Below are 15,738 nucleotides of genomic sequence, written 5' to 3' on the forward strand. Positions count from 1 at the left end.
GGGTCCTCCGCTGTACGTCGGCCGCGCAGGTCCGGATCGGCTCACGGGTCCCACGCCTCCCTCCCGAGGTCGCCCGGCAGCGGGGGCGGCCGGGATCAGGCGCCGAGTCCGGATACGGCCTCCGCGAACGCCTCGCCGCGCCTGTTGTAGTTGGCGAACATGTCCATGGAGGCACAGGCCGGGGCCAGCAGGACCGTGTCGCCGGGCCGTGCGAGCCGCCGCGCCTCCTGGACGGCCTGGAGCATCGCCCCAGTGTCGGTCCGGTCGAGGTCGACGACGGGTACTTCCGGGGCGTGTCGCGCGAGGGCGTCACGGATGAGCGCGCGATCGGCTCCGATGAGGACGGCGCCGCGCAGCCGCTTCGCCGCGCTCGCGACGAGCTCGTCGAAGGTGGCGCCCTTGGCGAGACCGCCCGCGATCCACACGATCGACTCGTACGCCGCCAACGAGGCCTGCGTCGCGTGGGTGTTGGTGGCCTTGGAGTCGTCGACGTAGGCGACACCGTCCACGTCGGCCACGTGCGCGATGCGGTGGGCGTCCGGGGTGAAGGCCCGCAGGCCGTCCCGGACGGCCTGCGCCGGAACGCCGAAGGCGCGTGCCAGGGCCGCCGCGGCGAGGGCGTTGGCGATGTTGTGCGGGGCGGGCGGGGTGACGTCGGAGACCTCGGCCAGCTCCTGGGCGTTCTTCTGCCGGTTCTCGACGAAGGCGCGGTCGACCAGGATGCCGTCCACGACGCCGAGTTGGGAGGGGCCGGGCGTGCCGAGCGTGAACCCGACGGCGCGGCAGCCCTCCTCGACGTCCGCCTCGCGCACCAGGTCCTCGGTCGCCTTGTCGGCGGCGTTGTAGACGCAGGCGACGCGATTGCCCTCGTAGATACGGCCCTTGTCGGCGGCGTAGGCCTCCATGGAGCCGTGCCAGTCGAGGTGGTCGGGGGCGAGGTTGAGGACGGCGGCGGAGTGGGCGCGCAGCGAGGGCGCCCAGTGCAGCTGGTAGCTCGACAGCTCCACCGCCAGGACGTCGTAGCGCTCCTCGCCGAGGACGGCGTCGAGGAGGGAGACGCCGATGTTGCCGACGGCCGCGGTGCGCAGGCCCGCCGCCTCGAGGATGGCGGCGAGCATCCGCACGGTGGTGGTCTTGCCGTTGGTGCCCGTCACGGCGAGCCAGGGGGCTGCTTTTCCACCGCCGCGGCCGCGCAGCCGCCAGGCGAGTTCCACGTCGCCCCAGACCGGTACGCCGGCCTGCTCGGCGGCGTGGAACAGCGGCTTGTCCGGCTGCCAGCCGGGCGCGGTGACGATCAGCTCGGTGCCCTCCGGCAGGGTGTCCCCGTCACCGAGGCGCACGGTGACACCGAGCGCCTCCAGCTCGGCCGCCTGGGTCCGGGCGCGCTCGTCGTCGCCGTCGTTGACGACGGTGACGTGCGCGCCGAGGCCGTGCAGGACCTTGGCCGCCGGGACACCGGAGACACCGAGTCCCGCGACGGTGACGTTCCTACCCTGCCAGTCGGTCACTTGTCCGCTGCCCATCCCGCGTAGAAGAGACCCAGTCCGACAATCACACAGATGCCCTGAATGATCCAGAAACGGACCACGACGAGCACTTCGGACCAGCCCTTGAGTTCGAAGTGGTGCTGGAGCGGCGCCATCCGGAAGACCCGCTTTCCGGTGAGCCGGAAGGAGCCGACCTGGATCACCACCGACATGGTGATGAGCACGAACAGGCCGCCCAGCAGTGCGACCAGCAGCTCGGTGCGGGAGCAGATCGCCAGGCCCGCGAGCACACCGCCGAGCGCGAGCGAACCGGTGTCACCCATGAAGATCTTGGCCGGCGAGGTGTTCCACCACAGGAAGCCGAGGCAGGCGCCCATCAGCGCTGAGGCCACGACCGCGAGGTCGAGCGGGTCGCGCACCTCGTAGCAGGCGTTGGGGTTGGTCAGGGTCATCGCATTGGCGCAGGACTCCTGGAACTGCCAGACACCGATGAAGGTGTAGGCGCCGAAGACGAGCACGGATGCGCCGGTGGCCAGACCGTCCAGACCGTCGGTGAGGTTCACGCCGTTCGACATCGCGAGGATCATGAACAGCGCAAAGACCACGAACAGCACCGGGCCGATCGTCCAGCCGAAGTCGGTGATGAACGACAGCTTCTTGGAGGCGGGGGTGTTGCCGCGGCTGTCGGCGAACTGCAGCGCGAGCACCGCGAAGGCGATGCCGACGATCAGCTGGCCGGCCATCTTCGCCTTGGCCCGCAGACCCAGCGAACGGCGCTTGACGATCTTGATGTAGTCGTCGAGGAAGCCGACCAGGCCCATGCCGACCATCAGGCCGAGCACCAGCAGGCCCGAGTAGGTCGGGGTGTAACCGGTGATCACCTTGGACAGGAAGTACGCGGCGACCGTGGCCAGGATGAAGGCGATGCCACCCATGGTCGGCGTACCGCGCTTGCTGGCGTGCTCGCGCGGGCCGTCGTCGCGGATGTACTGGCCGTAGCCCTTGCGGGCCAGCAGCTTGATCAGCAACGGGGTGCCGACCAGCGTCAGGAAGAGGCCAATGACTCCCGCGAACAGGATCTGCTTCATCATCGGGCTGCGACCTCACCCTCGGCACCGGTCTCGAGCAACGCCTGGGCGACGCTCTCGAGGCCGACCGAACGGGACGCCTTCACGAGGACGACGTCCCCTGGGCGCAACTCGCTGCGCAACAGGTCGATCGCCGCCTGTGCGTCGGACACGTGCACCGACTCCTCACCCCACGAACCCTCGTTATATGCGCCCAGTTGCAGCCAGGACGCTTCCCTGCCCCCGACCGCGACGAGCTTGCTGACGTTGAGCCGAACGGCGAGCCGTCCGACCGCGTCGTGCTCGGCGAGCGCCTCGTCCCCGAGCTCGGCCATCTCGCCGAGCACCGCCCAGGTCCGCCGTCCCCCGCCCATGGCCACGAGCGCGCGCAGCGCGGCCCGCATGGACTCGGGGTTGGCGTTGTAGGCGTCGTTGACGACCGTCACGCCGTCCGGGCGCTCGGTGACCTCCATCCGCCACCGGGAGAGGGAGCCCGCCTCGGAGAGCGCGGTCGCGATCTCAGTTGCGGACATGCCCAGCTCATGGGCGACGGCGGCCGCGGCGAGCGCGTTCGACACGTGATGCTCACCGTACAGGCGCATCGTCACATCGCTTGCACCGGAGGGTGTGTGAAGCCTGAAGGCGGGCTGCCCGCTGTCCGTGAGTCTCACGTTCTCGGCGCGTACGTCCGCTTCGCCGGACTCTCCGAAAAGGAGCACCTTCGCCTTCGTACGGGAGGCCATGGCCCGTACCAGCGGATCGTCCGCGTTGAGGATCGCGGTTCCGCCGTCCTCGGCCGCGGGCAGGCTCTCCACCAGCTCGCCCTTCGCCTGGGCGATCTGCTCACGGCCGCCGAACTCGCCGATGTGGGCGGTGCCGACGTTGAGCACCAGGCCGACCTTCGGCGGGGTCAGTCCGGCCAGGTACCGGATGTGACCGATACCGCGGGCGCCCATCTCCAGCACGAGGAACCTCGTCTCCTCGGTGGCGCTCAGCGCGGTCAGCGGCAGCCCGATCTCGTTGTTGAGGGAGCCGGGCGTGAACACGGTCGGCGCCTTGCGCCGCAGCACCTGGGCGACGAGGTCCTTGGTGCTGGTCTTGCCCGCGGAGCCGGTGAGGGCGACCAGGGTCGCGCCCAGCCGTTCGACGACGTGGCGGGCGAGCGCGCCGAGCGCGGACTGCACGTCCTCGACGACGATCGCGGGCACGCCGACGGGGCGGGACGCCAGCACGGCGGCCGCTCCCGCCTCGACGACGGCCGCGGCGAAGTCGTGGCCGTCCACGCGCTCGCCGACGAAGGCGACGAAGAGGCTGCCGGGCACCACCTCGCGGGAGTCCCGGACCACCGGCCCGGTGACCTTCACGGACGGATCCGGTATGTCGTGCGTCTGCCCGCCGACGACTGCTGCGATCTCGGCGAGGGAGAGGGCGATCACAAGTTCATCCCTGGGTCTTCTGGATAGCTTCGCGAAGCACCTGGCGGTCGTCGAAGGGACGGACCACTCCGGCGATGTCCTGGCCCTGCTCATGGCCCTTGCCCGCGACCAGCACGGCGTCCCCGGGCTGCGCGCGGTCGACCGCGGCGGCGATCGCCGCGGCCCGGTCCTCGAAGAGGAGGACCTCGCCGCGCTCGTGCGCGGGCACCGAGGCCGCGCCCTCGAGCATGGCGGCGAGGATCGCCAGCGGATCCTCGGAGCGGGGGTTGTCCGAGGTCAGCACGGCGATGTCGGCGAGCCGGGCCGCGGCGGCGCCCATGGGCGCGCGTTTGGACCGGTCGCGGTCCCCGCCGCAGCCGAGCACGATGTGCAGCCGTCCCTTGGTGACCTTGCGCAGCGCCTTGAGGACCGACTCCACGGCGTCCGTCTTGTGCGCGTAGTCGACGACCGCGAGGTACGGCTGACCGACGTCGACGCGCTCCAGCCGGCCCGGTACGCCCGGAACGGCGGCGATGCCGTCGGCGGCGGCCTGCGCGTCGAGGCCCGCGGCGGCCAGGGCGACCACGGCGGCCAGGGTGTTGGCCACGTTGAACGGGCCCGGCAGCGGCGATCTGGCGGCGATCCGCCGACCCTCGGGGCCGACCACGGTGAAGGTGGAGTCGACCGGCCCGACCTGGACGTCCTCGGCGCGCCAGTCGGCGTCGGGGTGGCCCTCGGCGGAGAAGGTGACGACCGGGACCGTGGCCTCCTTGGCGAGGCGGCGCCCGTACTCGTCGTCGTAGTTGATCACGCCGAGCCGGCTGCGGGCGGGCGTGAAGAGCCGCGCCTTGGCCTGGAAGTAGTCCTCCATGCCGGAGTGGAACTCCATGTGCTCCGGGCTGAGGTTGGTGAAGACACCGATGTCGAAGACGCAGCCGTCGACGCGGCCGAGCACCAGGGCGTGGCTGGAGACCTCCATGGCGACCGCCTCGACCCCGCGCTCGCGCATGACCGCGAACAGGGCCTGGAGGTCGGTGGCCTCGGGGGTGGTGCGCTCGGACCTGATGCGCTCCTCGCCGATGCGCATCTCGACGGTGCCGATCAGCCCGGTGGACTTCGCGGTCTTCAGGCCGCCCTCGACCAGGTAGGCGGTGGTGGTCTTGCCGGAGGTGCCGGTGATGCCGATCTGGAGCAGGTCCCGGCCGGGGCGGCCGTAGATCGCCGCCGCCAGCTCGCCCATCCGCCCGCGCGGGTCCTGAACGGCCAGGACCGGCAGGCCGGTGGCGGCGGCACGCTCGGCGCCGGCCGGGTCGGTCAGCACGGCGGCCGCGCCCAGGCTCGCCGCCTGGGTGACGAAGTCGGCACCGTGCGTGCGGGCGCCGGGCAGGGCCGCGTACAGGTCGCCGGGGCGCACGGCGCGCGAGTCGTGGGTGATGCCCGTGACCTCGGCGGCGCCGTCCGGAGCGGTGATCCCCAGCTGATCGGCGAGCTCCGCGAGAGGTGTGGCGGAGACCTGAACCGGTCGCGGCGGTCCCGGATATGTCACGGAAGCGCCCTTCTGGGTGGTTGGGGACTGATCAGCGTGTGGCACGGCGGTGAGCGTACCGGGCGTACCCGCTGCGGGGCTAAAAAGGGGACCGCGCGCTGCGCCGTCCGGCGTGGACGTGGGCCGGGGCGACGGGCGGTTCCCGGGGCCGGGAGTGATCGTTGTCACGGGCTGGTTCCTGGTCGTTCTGGTCCGGTCACGGCTTGAAGTCGACGGGCAGGTTCGCGGGCTGCGCACCGGTCGGCGGCACCTGGAGCGTCTTCAGCGCGAACTCCATGACCTGCTTGTAGATCGGGCCGCAGATCTGGCCGCCGTAGTAGCTGCCCTCGGTGGCGTTCTGGATCGCGCAGTAGACGGTGACGCGGGGGTTGTCGGCGGGGGCGAACCCGGCGAAGGAGGAGGTGTAGCCGTGGTAGCGGCCGGTGGCCGGATCCACGCGGTTGGCCGTGCCGGTCTTGCCCGCCACCCGGTAGCCGGGGATGCGCGCCTTGACGCCGGTGCCCTGCTCGTCGTCGACCACGGACTCCAGCATCTGCGCGAGCACCTTCGCCGTCTTCGCGCTCACGACCCGTGTCCTCTCCGGCTCGGCGGCCGGTGTGAAGCGGCCGTCGGCCCCCTTGGTCCCGCGCACCAGCGTCGGCTCGACGCGCACCCCGCCGTTGGCGATCGTCGAGTAGACGGAGGCCGCCTGTACGGCGTTGATGGAGAAGCCCTGGCCGAAAGGGATCGTGTACTGCTGCGAGGTGGACCACTTGTCCGGCGGGGCCAGGATGCCCCTGGTCTCGCCGGGCAGGTCGAGTCCGGTCGGCTCGCCGATGCCGAACTTGCGCAGGTAGGAGTAGAGGACCTTGTTGGCCTCCGGCTGGGTCCCGCCGAGCTGGCCGGTGGCCAGGATGGTGCCGATGTTGCTGGACTTGGCGAGCACACCGTTCAGTGTGAGGTACCAGGTGTCGTGGTCGACGTCGTCCTGGAAGAGGCGGTCGCCGCGGTGCAGCCGGTTGGGTACGACGACGTGGGTGAGCGGTGTCGCCGCGTTCTCCTCCAGTACGGCGGCCATGGACATGACCTTGGCGGTGGAGCCGGGCTCGTAGGCGTCCTGGACGGCGGCGTTGCCGAGTGCGGCCGGGTCGGCGTGGTAGAGGTCGCCCGGGTCGAAGCCCGGGGAGTTGGCCAGGGCGAGGATCTCGCCGGTCCGGGTGTCCTGCACGATGACGTAGCCGCGGTCCGCCCCGGACTTCGCCACCTGCTCGGTGATGGCCTTCTGGGCGGCCCACTGGATGTCGCGGTCGATGGTGAGCTCGGTGTCGGAGCCGGGCACCGCGCGGGTCTCGGTGGAGCCGGCGGTGGGCACCTCGCGGCCGCCGGACTGGGCGTAGCGGATCTTGCCGGGCTTGCCGGCCAGCTGCTCGTTCAGCTGCTGCTCGATGCCGCCGCCGCCCTTGCCGTCGGCGTTGACCCAGCCCAGTATCCCGGCGGCGAGGTCGCCGTTGGGGTAGACCCGCTTGCTGCTGGGGTCGGAGAAGACGCCGGCGAGCACGTTGACGGTGGTCCCGTCGCTCTGGGCCTTCTTCGCCAGGGCCGTCTTCAGGTCCTTGATCTGCTTCCAGACCTGCGGGGTCTCGCGGCGGGCGAGCAGGACGTAGCGGGTGTTCGGCGTGCGGAGCTTGGTGGTGAGGGCCTCCTGGTCCTGGCCGAGGATCGGGGCGAGCAGCGCGGCCGCCTGCTCGGGGCCGTCGCCGACGCCCAGCTGGTCGCGGCCGAACATGGTGGGGTCGGCGGTGATGTCGTCGGCGTCCACGCTGGTCGCCAGGTCGACGCCGTTGCGGTCGGTGATGCGGCCCCGCTCGGCGGCCAGGGTGTGCACCACGTACCGGTTCTCCTCGGCCTTGGCGGCGTACGCGCTCGCGTCGACGGCCTGCACCTGCAGCAGCCGTACGGCGAAGACGAGCAGCACCAGGGTCAGCGCGAGAGCGACCAGACGCAGCCGCGGGCGGGGGCTGCCGAGCCGGATGCGCGCGGACCGGGGGCGGGCCGGCGCCGGGCGGCGGGCCGGCCGGGCACCGGGGCCGGGGCGCTGCCGGGCGGCCGGACGGGCCGGCCTGGCGGGTCCGGGCACCCGGCGACGCGGCGGTTCCCTGTCGGACACTTCCGTCACCTGCCGAAAGTCGAGGTCGAAGCGGACCGGGGCGCGGCCGCGACAGCCGACACCACACCCCCGGAAGCCAAACACACCCGAGCCCGCGGCCCTGCGGGCACCGGGCGGCGCGACGATTCCCCGCCGCCGGCCGAGGCCGGACCGAACCAGGAAACAGCCGCCGCAGCCGGGCACACCCGCGTCCGCGGTCCGGCAGGCGCCGGGTGGCGTGGCGGTTTCCTGTCGGGCACGGCCGTCACCTGCCGGGAGTCGCGGTCGGGGCGGGCGAGGGCGCGGTCGGGAGGGCCGGAGCGGTGGGTGCGGTGCTCTGCGGGGCCGGGGCGGAGCCCTGGGCGGACGGCGGCGTCAGGTTCGCGGTCGCCGCGACGCTGCCGTCGGTGGCGGACGGGGAGGAGGTGAGCGCCTCGGGCGGCAGGAGCGACAGCGGCGTCTTGTCCGCGGGGGGCGGCGTGGGAGCGGCCGAGGGGACGCCCTTGACGGTTCCGTCGGCGCCCAGGAAGGCCGGGTCGCCGCCGGGCACCATGCCCAGCCGGCGGGCGCGGAGCTGGAGGGCGTCCGGGGCGGAGTAGGAGTCGATGTCCCGCTGGAGGGCCTGCTCCTCGTCGGTGAGGTTCTTGGCGTCCTTCTGGAGCCCCTCCCGCTGGAACGCCCCTTCGCTGAGGGCGGAGTTCAGCATCAGCAGCCCGATGAGGCCACCGCCGAGCAGGAGCACGACGAGGAGGACGAAGGGGGTGCGGGCGGCCTGGCCGCGACCGGCCGGGAAGAGCCGGGCGAGCCGGGCGGCGCGGCCCTTCAGTTCGGGTTTACTGCTCACTGCTCCCCCCTGCCTCACTCGACGTCCTCCCTGACCCGCTCGGCGCCGCGCAGCCGGGCCGGCGCCGCCCGCCGGTTCTCGGCGATCTCCTCCTCGGTGGGAAGTTCGGCACCGCGGGTGAGCAGCTTGAGCCGGGGCTGATAGCGCTCGGGCACGACCGGGAGCCCGGGGGGCGCAGTCGACGTGGCACCGGCCGCGAACACCTGCTTGACCAGCCGGTCCTCGAGGGAGTGGTACGAGAGCACGGCGATCCGCCCGCCGACCTCCAGCGCCTTCACCGCGGCCGGGATCGCCCGCTCCAGCACGGCCAGCTCGCCGTTGACCTCGATCCGCAGCGCCTGGAAGGTGCGCTTGGCGGGGTTGCCGCCGGTGCGCTTGGCGGCCTGCGGCAGCGCGTCGCGGATCAGCTCCACCAGCCGGGCGCTGTTGGTGAACGGCTCCTTCTCGCGCTCGCGCACGACGGCGGCCACGATCCGCTTGGCCTGCTTCTCCTCGCCGTACGCCCGCAGGATGCGGACCAGCTCGCCGGGCGGGTAGGTGTTGAGGACCTCGGCGGCGCCGATCCCGGTGCTCTGGTCCATCCGCATGTCCAAAGGGGCGTCCTGGGCGTAGGCGAAGCCGCGGTCGGCCTCGTCGAGCTGCATCGAGGACACACCGAGGTCGAACAGGACGCCCCGCACGCGCGGGAGGCCCAGCCGGTCGAGCACGTCGGGCAGCTCGTCGTAGACGGCGTGCACCAGGGTGGCCCGGTCACCGAAGGGGGCCAGCCGCCGGCCGGAAAGCCGCAGGGCCTCCTTGTCGCGGTCGAGGGCCACCAGCCGCGCCTCGGGGAAGCGGGTGAGCAGCGCCTCACTGTGCCCGCCGAGGCCGAGGGTGCAGTCGACGACCACCGCTCCCGGCCGCTCCAGGGCGGGCGCCAGCAGGTCCAGGCACCGCTGGAGCATCACGGGGACGTGTCGGCTGTCGCTCAAGGAGCCCTCTCAGTCCGGCGCGTCCCGCACGCACCGCCGGGTCCCCGACCGCTCAGGAGGGCAAAGGGCCTGCCGGCGCCGGAAGCGTCAGCCGACCGGAAGCGGGAGGAGGCCGAGCCGTACGTACGCGCCGCGCACGTGGGGAGACCGCCGGCACGTGGGCCGGGGCCTGTGGGAAATGCAGTCCAGCAGGGAGGGCCGCGCCTCCCGCTTCGCGTCACTTTAGTGCACCCCGTCCCACGGTCAATCAACCGGCCTGCGCGTCGCCCGAGGGAGCACCGGCGGCACGGCGGGGTGAGAATTCACTCGTACGGGTGCAGGTTCGCCCTGTGTGCGGGGGCGCTCACAACAAGCCATGACGACGTTCTTTGTACCGTCTCACGACAGGACCCGGGCCCGGACGCCCACTAACGTCATGACTATGACGACATCTGCATCAGTCCCCGCCGGGTCCGAGGACGCCATAAACCGTAGCGGCACCGTCACCGACCGTCTCACGGAGGCCAACGAACGCTACGCCGCGGCGTTCAGCGACCCGGGGATGGATGCCCGGCCCGTGCTGAAGGTCGCGGTCGTGGCGTGCATGGACGCCCGTCTCGACCTGCACGCCGCGCTCGGCCTGGAACTCGGCGACTGCCACACCATCCGCAACGCGGGCGGCGTGGTCACCGACGACGTCATCCGCTCGCTCACCATCAGCCAGCGAGCCCTGGGCACCCGCAGCATCGTGCTGATCCACCACACCAACTGCGGCCTGGAGTCCATCACCGAGGAGTTCCGGCACGAACTGGAGATGGAGGTCGGGCAGCGTCCGGCCTGGGCCGTGGAGGCCTTCCGGGACGTGGACCAGGACGTGCGGCAGTCGATGCAGCGCGTACGCACCTCGCCCTTCCTGCTGCACACCGACGACGTGCGCGGTTTCGTCTTCGACGTCAGGACGGGCGCGCTGCGCGAGATCGACCCCGCCTGAACCGCCCGCCGCGCGCCGGGAGTCCGGTGCGCGGCACGCCGCCGTCACCAGCGAAAGCCGCAAGCCCCGACATATCGCAGCCAGTTGTCCACAGGCGAGTGACACGAATCGGTAACGGCGGCAAGAATGCGGGAGTGGCCTCACGCGGAACGTTGCGCGCGTGGTGCCTGATTCGGGGTGGGCCGGTCCGCACAGCAGAGCGTCGGCCCGGGAAAGTTGGGGAATCCCCCGCTCGCCGTCGAGCGTGGGGGAGGGCCGAGGAGGGCCGCCGGGTGACGACCTATGACGATCGAGCGAGCCATGGGGGTGCCCCCGCTCGAACGGAGCCGAGAGTGGGGGCCGATCTCGCCGCCACCGTGGAGCGGGTCCACCGTTCGGTGGAGGAAGTGATCGAGGGCAAGCCCGAGGTGGTACGGCTCTCGCTGACCGTGCTGCTCGCCGAGGGACATCTTCTGATCGAGGACGTTCCCGGGGTGGGCAAGACGATGCTCGCCAAGGCGCTGGCGCGGTCCATCGACTGCTCGGTGCGGCGCATCCAGTTCACGCCCGACCTGCTGCCGTCGGACATCACCGGCGTGTCCATCTGGGACCAGCAGCGCCGGGACTTCGAGTTCAAGCCGGGCGCCATCTTCGCGCAGATCGTGATCGGCGACGAGATCAACCGGGCCTCGCCCAAGACCCAGTCCGCGTTGCTGGAGTCCCTGGAGGAGCGGCAGGTCACCATCGACGGGCAGACCTACGAACTGCCCTCGCCGTTCATGGTGGTGGCCACGCAGAACCCGGTCGAGATGGAGGGCACCTATCCGCTGCCCGAGGCTCAGCGCGACCGCTTCATGGCCCGGGTGTCCATCGGGTACCCGAGCCCGGACGCCGAGCTGCAGATGCTGGACGTGCACGGCGGGGTGAGCCCGCTGGACGACCTCCAGCCGGTGGCGCACGCGCACGAGATCGTGAAGCTGATCGAGGCCGTGCGCGGGGTGCACGTCGCCGAGACGGTGCGGCGGTACGCGGTGGACCTGGTCTCCGCCACCCGCACCCACCCCGACCTCAGACTCGGCGCCTCGCCGCGCGCGACGCTGCACCTGCTGCGCGCGGCGAAGGCGTCCGCCGCACTGAGCGGCCGGGAGTACGCGCTGCCCGACGACGTGCAGGCGCTGGCCGTGGCCGTCCTGGCCCACCGGCTGCTGCCCACCGCCCAGGCCCAGCTCAACCGCCGCACCGCCGAGCAGGTCGTCGAGGAGATCGTCCAGCGCACCCCGGTGCCCGCGTCGCCCCAGCACTCCGGCGGCTTCGGCCTGGGCCGGGGCGCGCCGGCGTACGACCAGCATCCGCCGCGGAGCCTGTGATGACGGACGCGGGAACGGCGCACGCGGAGGACGACCGCGGACAGCGGGGCGGCGTCCGCACCGCGCTGGCCGGTCTGACCACCCGCGGGCGTTCGTTCCTGGCCGCCGGAATCGCCGCCGCCGTCTGCGCCTACGTCCTCGGCCAGAGCGACCTCCTGCGGGTCGGGCTGCTGCTGGCGGCACTGCCGCTGGTGTGCGCCACGGTGGTCTTCCGCACGCGCTACCGGGTCGCCGGCAGCCGCCGGCTCTCCCCCGCGCGCGTGCCCGCGGGCAGTGAGGCCCGGGTGCACCTGCGGATGGACAACGTCTCGCGGCTGCCCACCGGCCTGCTGATGCTCCAGGACCGGGTGCCGTACGTGCTCGGACCGCGGCCCCGGTTCGTGCTCGACCGGGTCGAGCCGGGCGGCCGCCGCGAGGTGTCCTACCGGGTCCGGTCCGACCTGCGCGGACGGTATCCGCTGGGCCCGCTGCAACTGCGGCTGACCGACCCCTTCGGGATGTGCGAGCTGACCCGCTCCTTCTCGGCCCACGACACGCTGACCGTGATCCCGCGGGTGGAGCCGCTGTCGCCGGTACGCCTGAGCGGCGAGGCCAAGGGGTACGGCGACGGGCGGCAGCGCTCGCTGGCGCTGGCCGGCGAGGACGACGTCATCCCGCGCGGCTACCGCTACGGCGACGACCTGCGCCGCGTGCACTGGCGGTCCACCGCGCGCTACGGCGAGCTGATGGTGCGCCGCGAGGAACAGCCGCAGCGCGCCCGCTGCACGGTGCTCCTCGACACCCGGGCGCTCGCCTACCGGGGCGCGGGACCCGACTCGGCCTTCGAGTGGGCCGTGTCCGGTGCCGCGTCGGTCCTGGTGCACATGCTGGAACGGGGCTTCTCGGTCCGGCTCCTGACCGACACCGGCAACGCCGTGCCCGGCGAGGGCGGCGACGGGTTCGCGGGCGCCAGCCAGGAGTCGGCGGACGCGGCCGGACTGATGATGGACACCCTGGCCGTGATCGACCACTCCGACGGGGCGGGCCTGTCCCGCGCCTACGACGTGCTGCGCGGCGGCAACGAGGGACTGCTGGTGGCCTTCCTCGGCGACCTCGACGAGACGCAGGTCGCGATCGCCGCCAGGATGCGGCAGCGCAGCGGCGGCGCGGTCGCCTTCGTGCTGGACAGCGGCACCTGGGTCCGGGAGCCGGGCGACACGCCCGGGCCCGCGTCCGAGGCCGACGACCGCCTCCGGCTGCTGCGCGACGCGGGCTGGACGGCCGTACCCGTGCCCGCGGGCACGGTCCTGGACGACCTGTGGCGCCGGGCGGACCAGGAGCGCACCGGCGCGGGCGCGGCCGGCGGGACGGGCCTGGGCGGGGGATGGGCATGAGCGCGGTGACGGGCATGAGCACGGTGACGGGCGGGGCGGCCCAGGACCGGCGCCGGGACCGGCGGGACGCGCCTATGGGCGGCATCGGCGCCGGGGAGGGGCGGGTATGAGCGGGCGGACGCGCTTGGCGCTGTGTGCGGCGGCGGCGACGCTGATGGCGTCGTGCGCGCTGCTGCCGCTGGTCTCGCCCGCCACATGGATCGTCCAGGCCGTCCTGATGCTGGCGGTGCAGTCGGCGGTCGGCGCGGTGGCCCGGCGGGTGCCGCTGGCACGGCCGCTGACCGTGGCGGCGCAGGCCCTGGCCACACTGATGATGCTGACCCTGGTCTTCGCCCGGCAGCAGGCCTTCGCCGGGCTGATCCCGGGCCCGCAGGCCTTCCTGCACCTGGCCGAACTACTGCGGGAGGGCGCGGACGACGTCGGGCGGTACGCCATCCCGGCGCCGCAGACCGACGGCATCCGGCTGATGCTCGTCGGCGGCGTCCTGGTGGTCGGGCTGATCGTGGACACGCTCGCGGTGACCTTCCGCAGCGCGGCCCCCGCGGGCCTGCCGCTGCTCGCCGTGTACTCCGTGGCCGCCGGCCTGTCCGACGACGGCACCGGCTGGTGGTGGTTCCTGGTCGCGGCCGCCGGCTACCTGGTCCTGCTGCTGGCCGAGGGCCGGGACCGACTCTCGCAGTGGGGACGGGTGTTCGCCGGGGCACCGCGCGCGGGCGACGTCGAGACGGGCGGCGCGACCGCACCGGCGCGCACCGGGCGCCGAATCGGCGCTCTCGCCCTCGGCATCGCCCTGGTGGCGCCGCTCGCCCTGCCGGCGATGCAGGGCGGGCTGCTGGGCGCCGCCGGGACCGGAGTCGGCCAGGGCAGCGGCGACGGCGGCACGATCTCCGCGGTGAACCCGCTGGTGTCGCTGCGCGACAGCCTGAACGTCGACGAGGACCGCACGGTCATCACCCTGCGCACGGACACCTCCGACGCCTCCGACCTGTACCTGCGGATCGTGTCCCTGGACGACTTCGACGGCACCACCTGGAAGCCGTCCCAGCGGCACATCGTGAACGTGCCCGACCCGCTGCCCGCGCCCCTGGGCCTGGACGGCGGCGTCAAGCGCAGGGAGGTCACCACGACGATCTCGGCGGCGGACTCGTACGCGCAGGACTGGCTGCCGATGCCGTACCCGCCGAGCGCCGTGCGGGTCAAGGGCAGTTGGCGCTACGAGCCCGTGGGCATGACCCTCGTCGGCGACCACAAGCAGACCACGCGCGGGCTGACCTACGAGGTGAGGAGCCTTCAGGTGCGGCCGACCGCCGAGCAGCTCGCGACGGCGCCGAAGCCCCCGGCGGCGCTGAGGCGCGAGTACACCAAGGTGCCCAAGTCGCTGCCGGCGGACGTCGCGAGCACCGCCCGCCGGGTCACCGAGGGCGCCGCGAGCCCCTACGACCAGGCGGTCGAGCTCCAGGACTGGTTCGCCCTCGACGGCGGCTTCCAGTACGACACCCGGGTCGAGGCGGGCAGCGGACCGCGGGCCATCTCTCGGTTCCTGAAGGACAAGCGCGGCTTCTGCGTGCACTTCTCCTTCGCGATGGCCGCCATGGCCCGCACGCTGGGCATACCGGCCCGGGTGGCGGTGGGCTTCGCGCCCGGCACCACGCAGCCCGACGGCACCGTGGCGGTGGGGCTGAAGGACGCGCACGCCTGGCCCGAGCTGTACTTCGAGGGCGTCGGCTGGACCCGCTTCGAGCCGACCCCGACCCGCGGCACGGTGCCGTCGTACACCCGGCAGGACACACCGAGCACCGGCCTGCCGGAGCAGTCGTCGCCCTCGCAGGAGGCGAGCACGGTGCCTTCCGCCGCCTCGTCGGTGAACCAGAGCTGCCCGCCGGAGATGCGGCGGCTCCAGGAGTGCGGAGCCCCGACCGAGCAGGCCCTGCCGGCCGAGGGCGGCGGCGGTCCCCACTGGTACGCCGTTGTGGGGTGGACGCTGGGCGGCCTGCTGGTCGCCGCCCTGCCGCTGACGCCGATGCTGTGGCGACGGCGGATGCGCGCCGTACGGCTGGGCGCGCACGGCCGCGGCGAGGCGGACGCCGTGCCGCACATCCTGACGGTCTGGCAGGAACTGGGCGACACCGCCTGGGACTTCGGGATCCCGCCGGACGAGTCGCAGACTCCGCGCAAGGCGGCGGTCCGGATCATCCGCCTCGGGCGTCTCGACGAGGTGGCCGCCGCCTCGGCGCACCGGCTGGCGGACGCGGTGGAGCAGGTCCTCTACGCGCCGCGTCCGCGTCCGGTCGCGGGGCTCGCCGAGGACGTCCGCCGGGTCGCCGCCGGTCTGCGGGGCACGGCGTCCCGCCGCACCAGGCTGCGGGCCGCGCTGGCCCCACGCTCGACCGTGCGCGTGGTCTGGGCGGCGTCGGCCCGGTGGAACGCGCTCAGGTCCCGTGCCGGCGCCCGCGTCGCCGCCGTCCGGACGGCGCTGCGCGGGCGGTCGGGGCAGCGGGGCTCGGGGGACGAGGCCGAGGCTTCCGGCTGACGGGCCCCGCGGAGCCGGCGCCCGTCCCGGCTTCCGGACATGCGTGAGGGGGTGGCCACCATCG

11 protein-coding genes are annotated in these 15,738 nt (G+C 73.1%); 4 read left to right on the forward strand and 7 right to left on the reverse strand.

Features of this window, described 5'->3' with window-relative positions:
• Positions 1 to 95: 95 nt before the first annotated feature.
• From murD to rsmH, 7 genes are all read right to left on the reverse strand, one after another.
• Positions 96 to 1,523, reverse strand: a complete 1,428-nt coding sequence (gene murD, locus ACTYVM_RS01480) for a UDP-N-acetylmuramoyl-L-alanine--D-glutamate ligase (protein WP_445524131.1) — start codon at positions 1,521 to 1,523, stop codon at positions 96 to 98.
• The gene (mraY, locus tag ACTYVM_RS01485; RefSeq protein ID WP_445524252.1) at positions 1,505 to 2,575 is read right to left on the reverse strand and encodes a phospho-N-acetylmuramoyl-pentapeptide-transferase; all 1,071 of its coding nucleotides are present in this window, start codon (positions 2,573 to 2,575) and stop codon (positions 1,505 to 1,507) included. The genes murD and mraY overlap by 19 nt, the downstream gene beginning before the upstream one ends.
• Positions 2,575 to 3,990, reverse strand: a complete 1,416-nt coding sequence (locus ACTYVM_RS01490; protein ID WP_445524132.1) for a UDP-N-acetylmuramoyl-tripeptide--D-alanyl-D-alanine ligase — start codon at positions 3,988 to 3,990, stop codon at positions 2,575 to 2,577. Before ACTYVM_RS01490 ends, mraY begins: the two co-directional genes overlap by 1 nt.
• A 4-nt stretch (positions 3,991 to 3,994) precedes the next feature.
• Entirely contained in the window at positions 3,995 to 5,515 is a 1,521-nt protein-coding gene (locus ACTYVM_RS01495) for a UDP-N-acetylmuramoyl-L-alanyl-D-glutamate--2,6-diaminopimelate ligase (RefSeq protein ID WP_445524133.1), read from the reverse strand.
• 196 nt (positions 5,516 to 5,711) lie between these two features.
• Entirely contained in the window at positions 5,712 to 7,661 is a 1,950-nt protein-coding gene (locus ACTYVM_RS01500) for a peptidoglycan D,D-transpeptidase FtsI family protein (protein WP_445524134.1), read from the reverse strand.
• Positions 7,662 to 7,905: 244 nt separating this feature from the next.
• Complete coding sequence (gene ftsL / locus ACTYVM_RS01505; RefSeq protein WP_445524135.1) at positions 7,906 to 8,484, reverse strand: cell division protein FtsL; 579 nt, start codon at positions 8,482 to 8,484, stop codon at positions 7,906 to 7,908.
• Positions 8,485 to 8,498: 14 nt separating this feature from the next.
• The gene (gene rsmH, locus ACTYVM_RS01510) at positions 8,499 to 9,455 is read right to left on the reverse strand and encodes a 16S rRNA (cytosine(1402)-N(4))-methyltransferase RsmH (RefSeq protein ID WP_445524136.1); all 957 of its coding nucleotides are present in this window, start codon (positions 9,453 to 9,455) and stop codon (positions 8,499 to 8,501) included.
• Positions 9,456 to 9,876: 421 nt separating this feature from the next.
• Between rsmH and ACTYVM_RS01515 the strand changes: the two genes are divergently transcribed.
• The 4 genes from ACTYVM_RS01515 to ACTYVM_RS01530 all read left to right on the forward strand — a co-directional run bounded on the left by ACTYVM_RS01515 (position 9,877) and on the right by ACTYVM_RS01530 (position 15,674).
• Positions 9,877 to 10,425: a beta-class carbonic anhydrase gene (locus ACTYVM_RS01515; RefSeq protein ID WP_445524137.1), complete on the forward strand. Its 549-nt coding sequence runs from the start codon at positions 9,877 to 9,879 to the stop codon at positions 10,423 to 10,425.
• A 272-nt stretch (positions 10,426 to 10,697) separates the two neighbouring features.
• Positions 10,698 to 11,771 carry an AAA family ATPase gene (locus ACTYVM_RS01520; protein WP_445524138.1) on the forward strand — a complete coding sequence of 358 codons (1,074 nt, stop codon included), beginning with the start codon at positions 10,698 to 10,700 and terminating at the stop codon, positions 11,769 to 11,771.
• The gene (locus tag ACTYVM_RS01525; protein WP_445524139.1) at positions 11,771 to 13,144 is read left to right on the forward strand and encodes a DUF58 domain-containing protein; all 1,374 of its coding nucleotides are present in this window, start codon (positions 11,771 to 11,773) and stop codon (positions 13,142 to 13,144) included. The genes ACTYVM_RS01520 and ACTYVM_RS01525 overlap by 1 nt, the downstream gene beginning before the upstream one ends.
• A gap of 106 nt (positions 13,145 to 13,250) precedes the next feature.
• Positions 13,251 to 15,674, forward strand: coding sequence for a transglutaminase TgpA family protein (locus ACTYVM_RS01530; protein ID WP_445524140.1), 2,424 nt, complete (start codon positions 13,251 to 13,253; stop codon positions 15,672 to 15,674).
• The last annotated feature ends 64 nt before the right edge of the window (positions 15,675 to 15,738 follow it).

It is taken from the genome of Streptomyces cyslabdanicus, assembly GCF_052663305.1.

What these genes read in the sequence shown, in the direction of transcription:
- ACTYVM_RS01525 (WP_445524139.1), top strand. Translation starts at nt 11,771, where the DNA reads ATGACGGACGCGGGAACGGCGCACGCGGAGGACGACCGCGGACAGCGG.
- ACTYVM_RS01515 (WP_445524137.1), top strand. Translation starts at nt 9,877, where the DNA reads ATGACGACATCTGCATCAGTCCCCGCCGGGTCCGAGGACGCCATAAAC.
- murD (WP_445524131.1), bottom strand. Translation starts at nt 1,523, where the DNA reads ATGGGCAGCGGACAAGTGACCGACTGGCAGGGTAGGAACGTCACCGTC.
- mraY (WP_445524252.1), bottom strand. Translation starts at nt 2,575, where the DNA reads ATGAAGCAGATCCTGTTCGCGGGAGTCATTGGCCTCTTCCTGACGCTG.
- ACTYVM_RS01530 (WP_445524140.1), top strand. Translation starts at nt 13,251, where the DNA reads ATGAGCGGGCGGACGCGCTTGGCGCTGTGTGCGGCGGCGGCGACGCTG.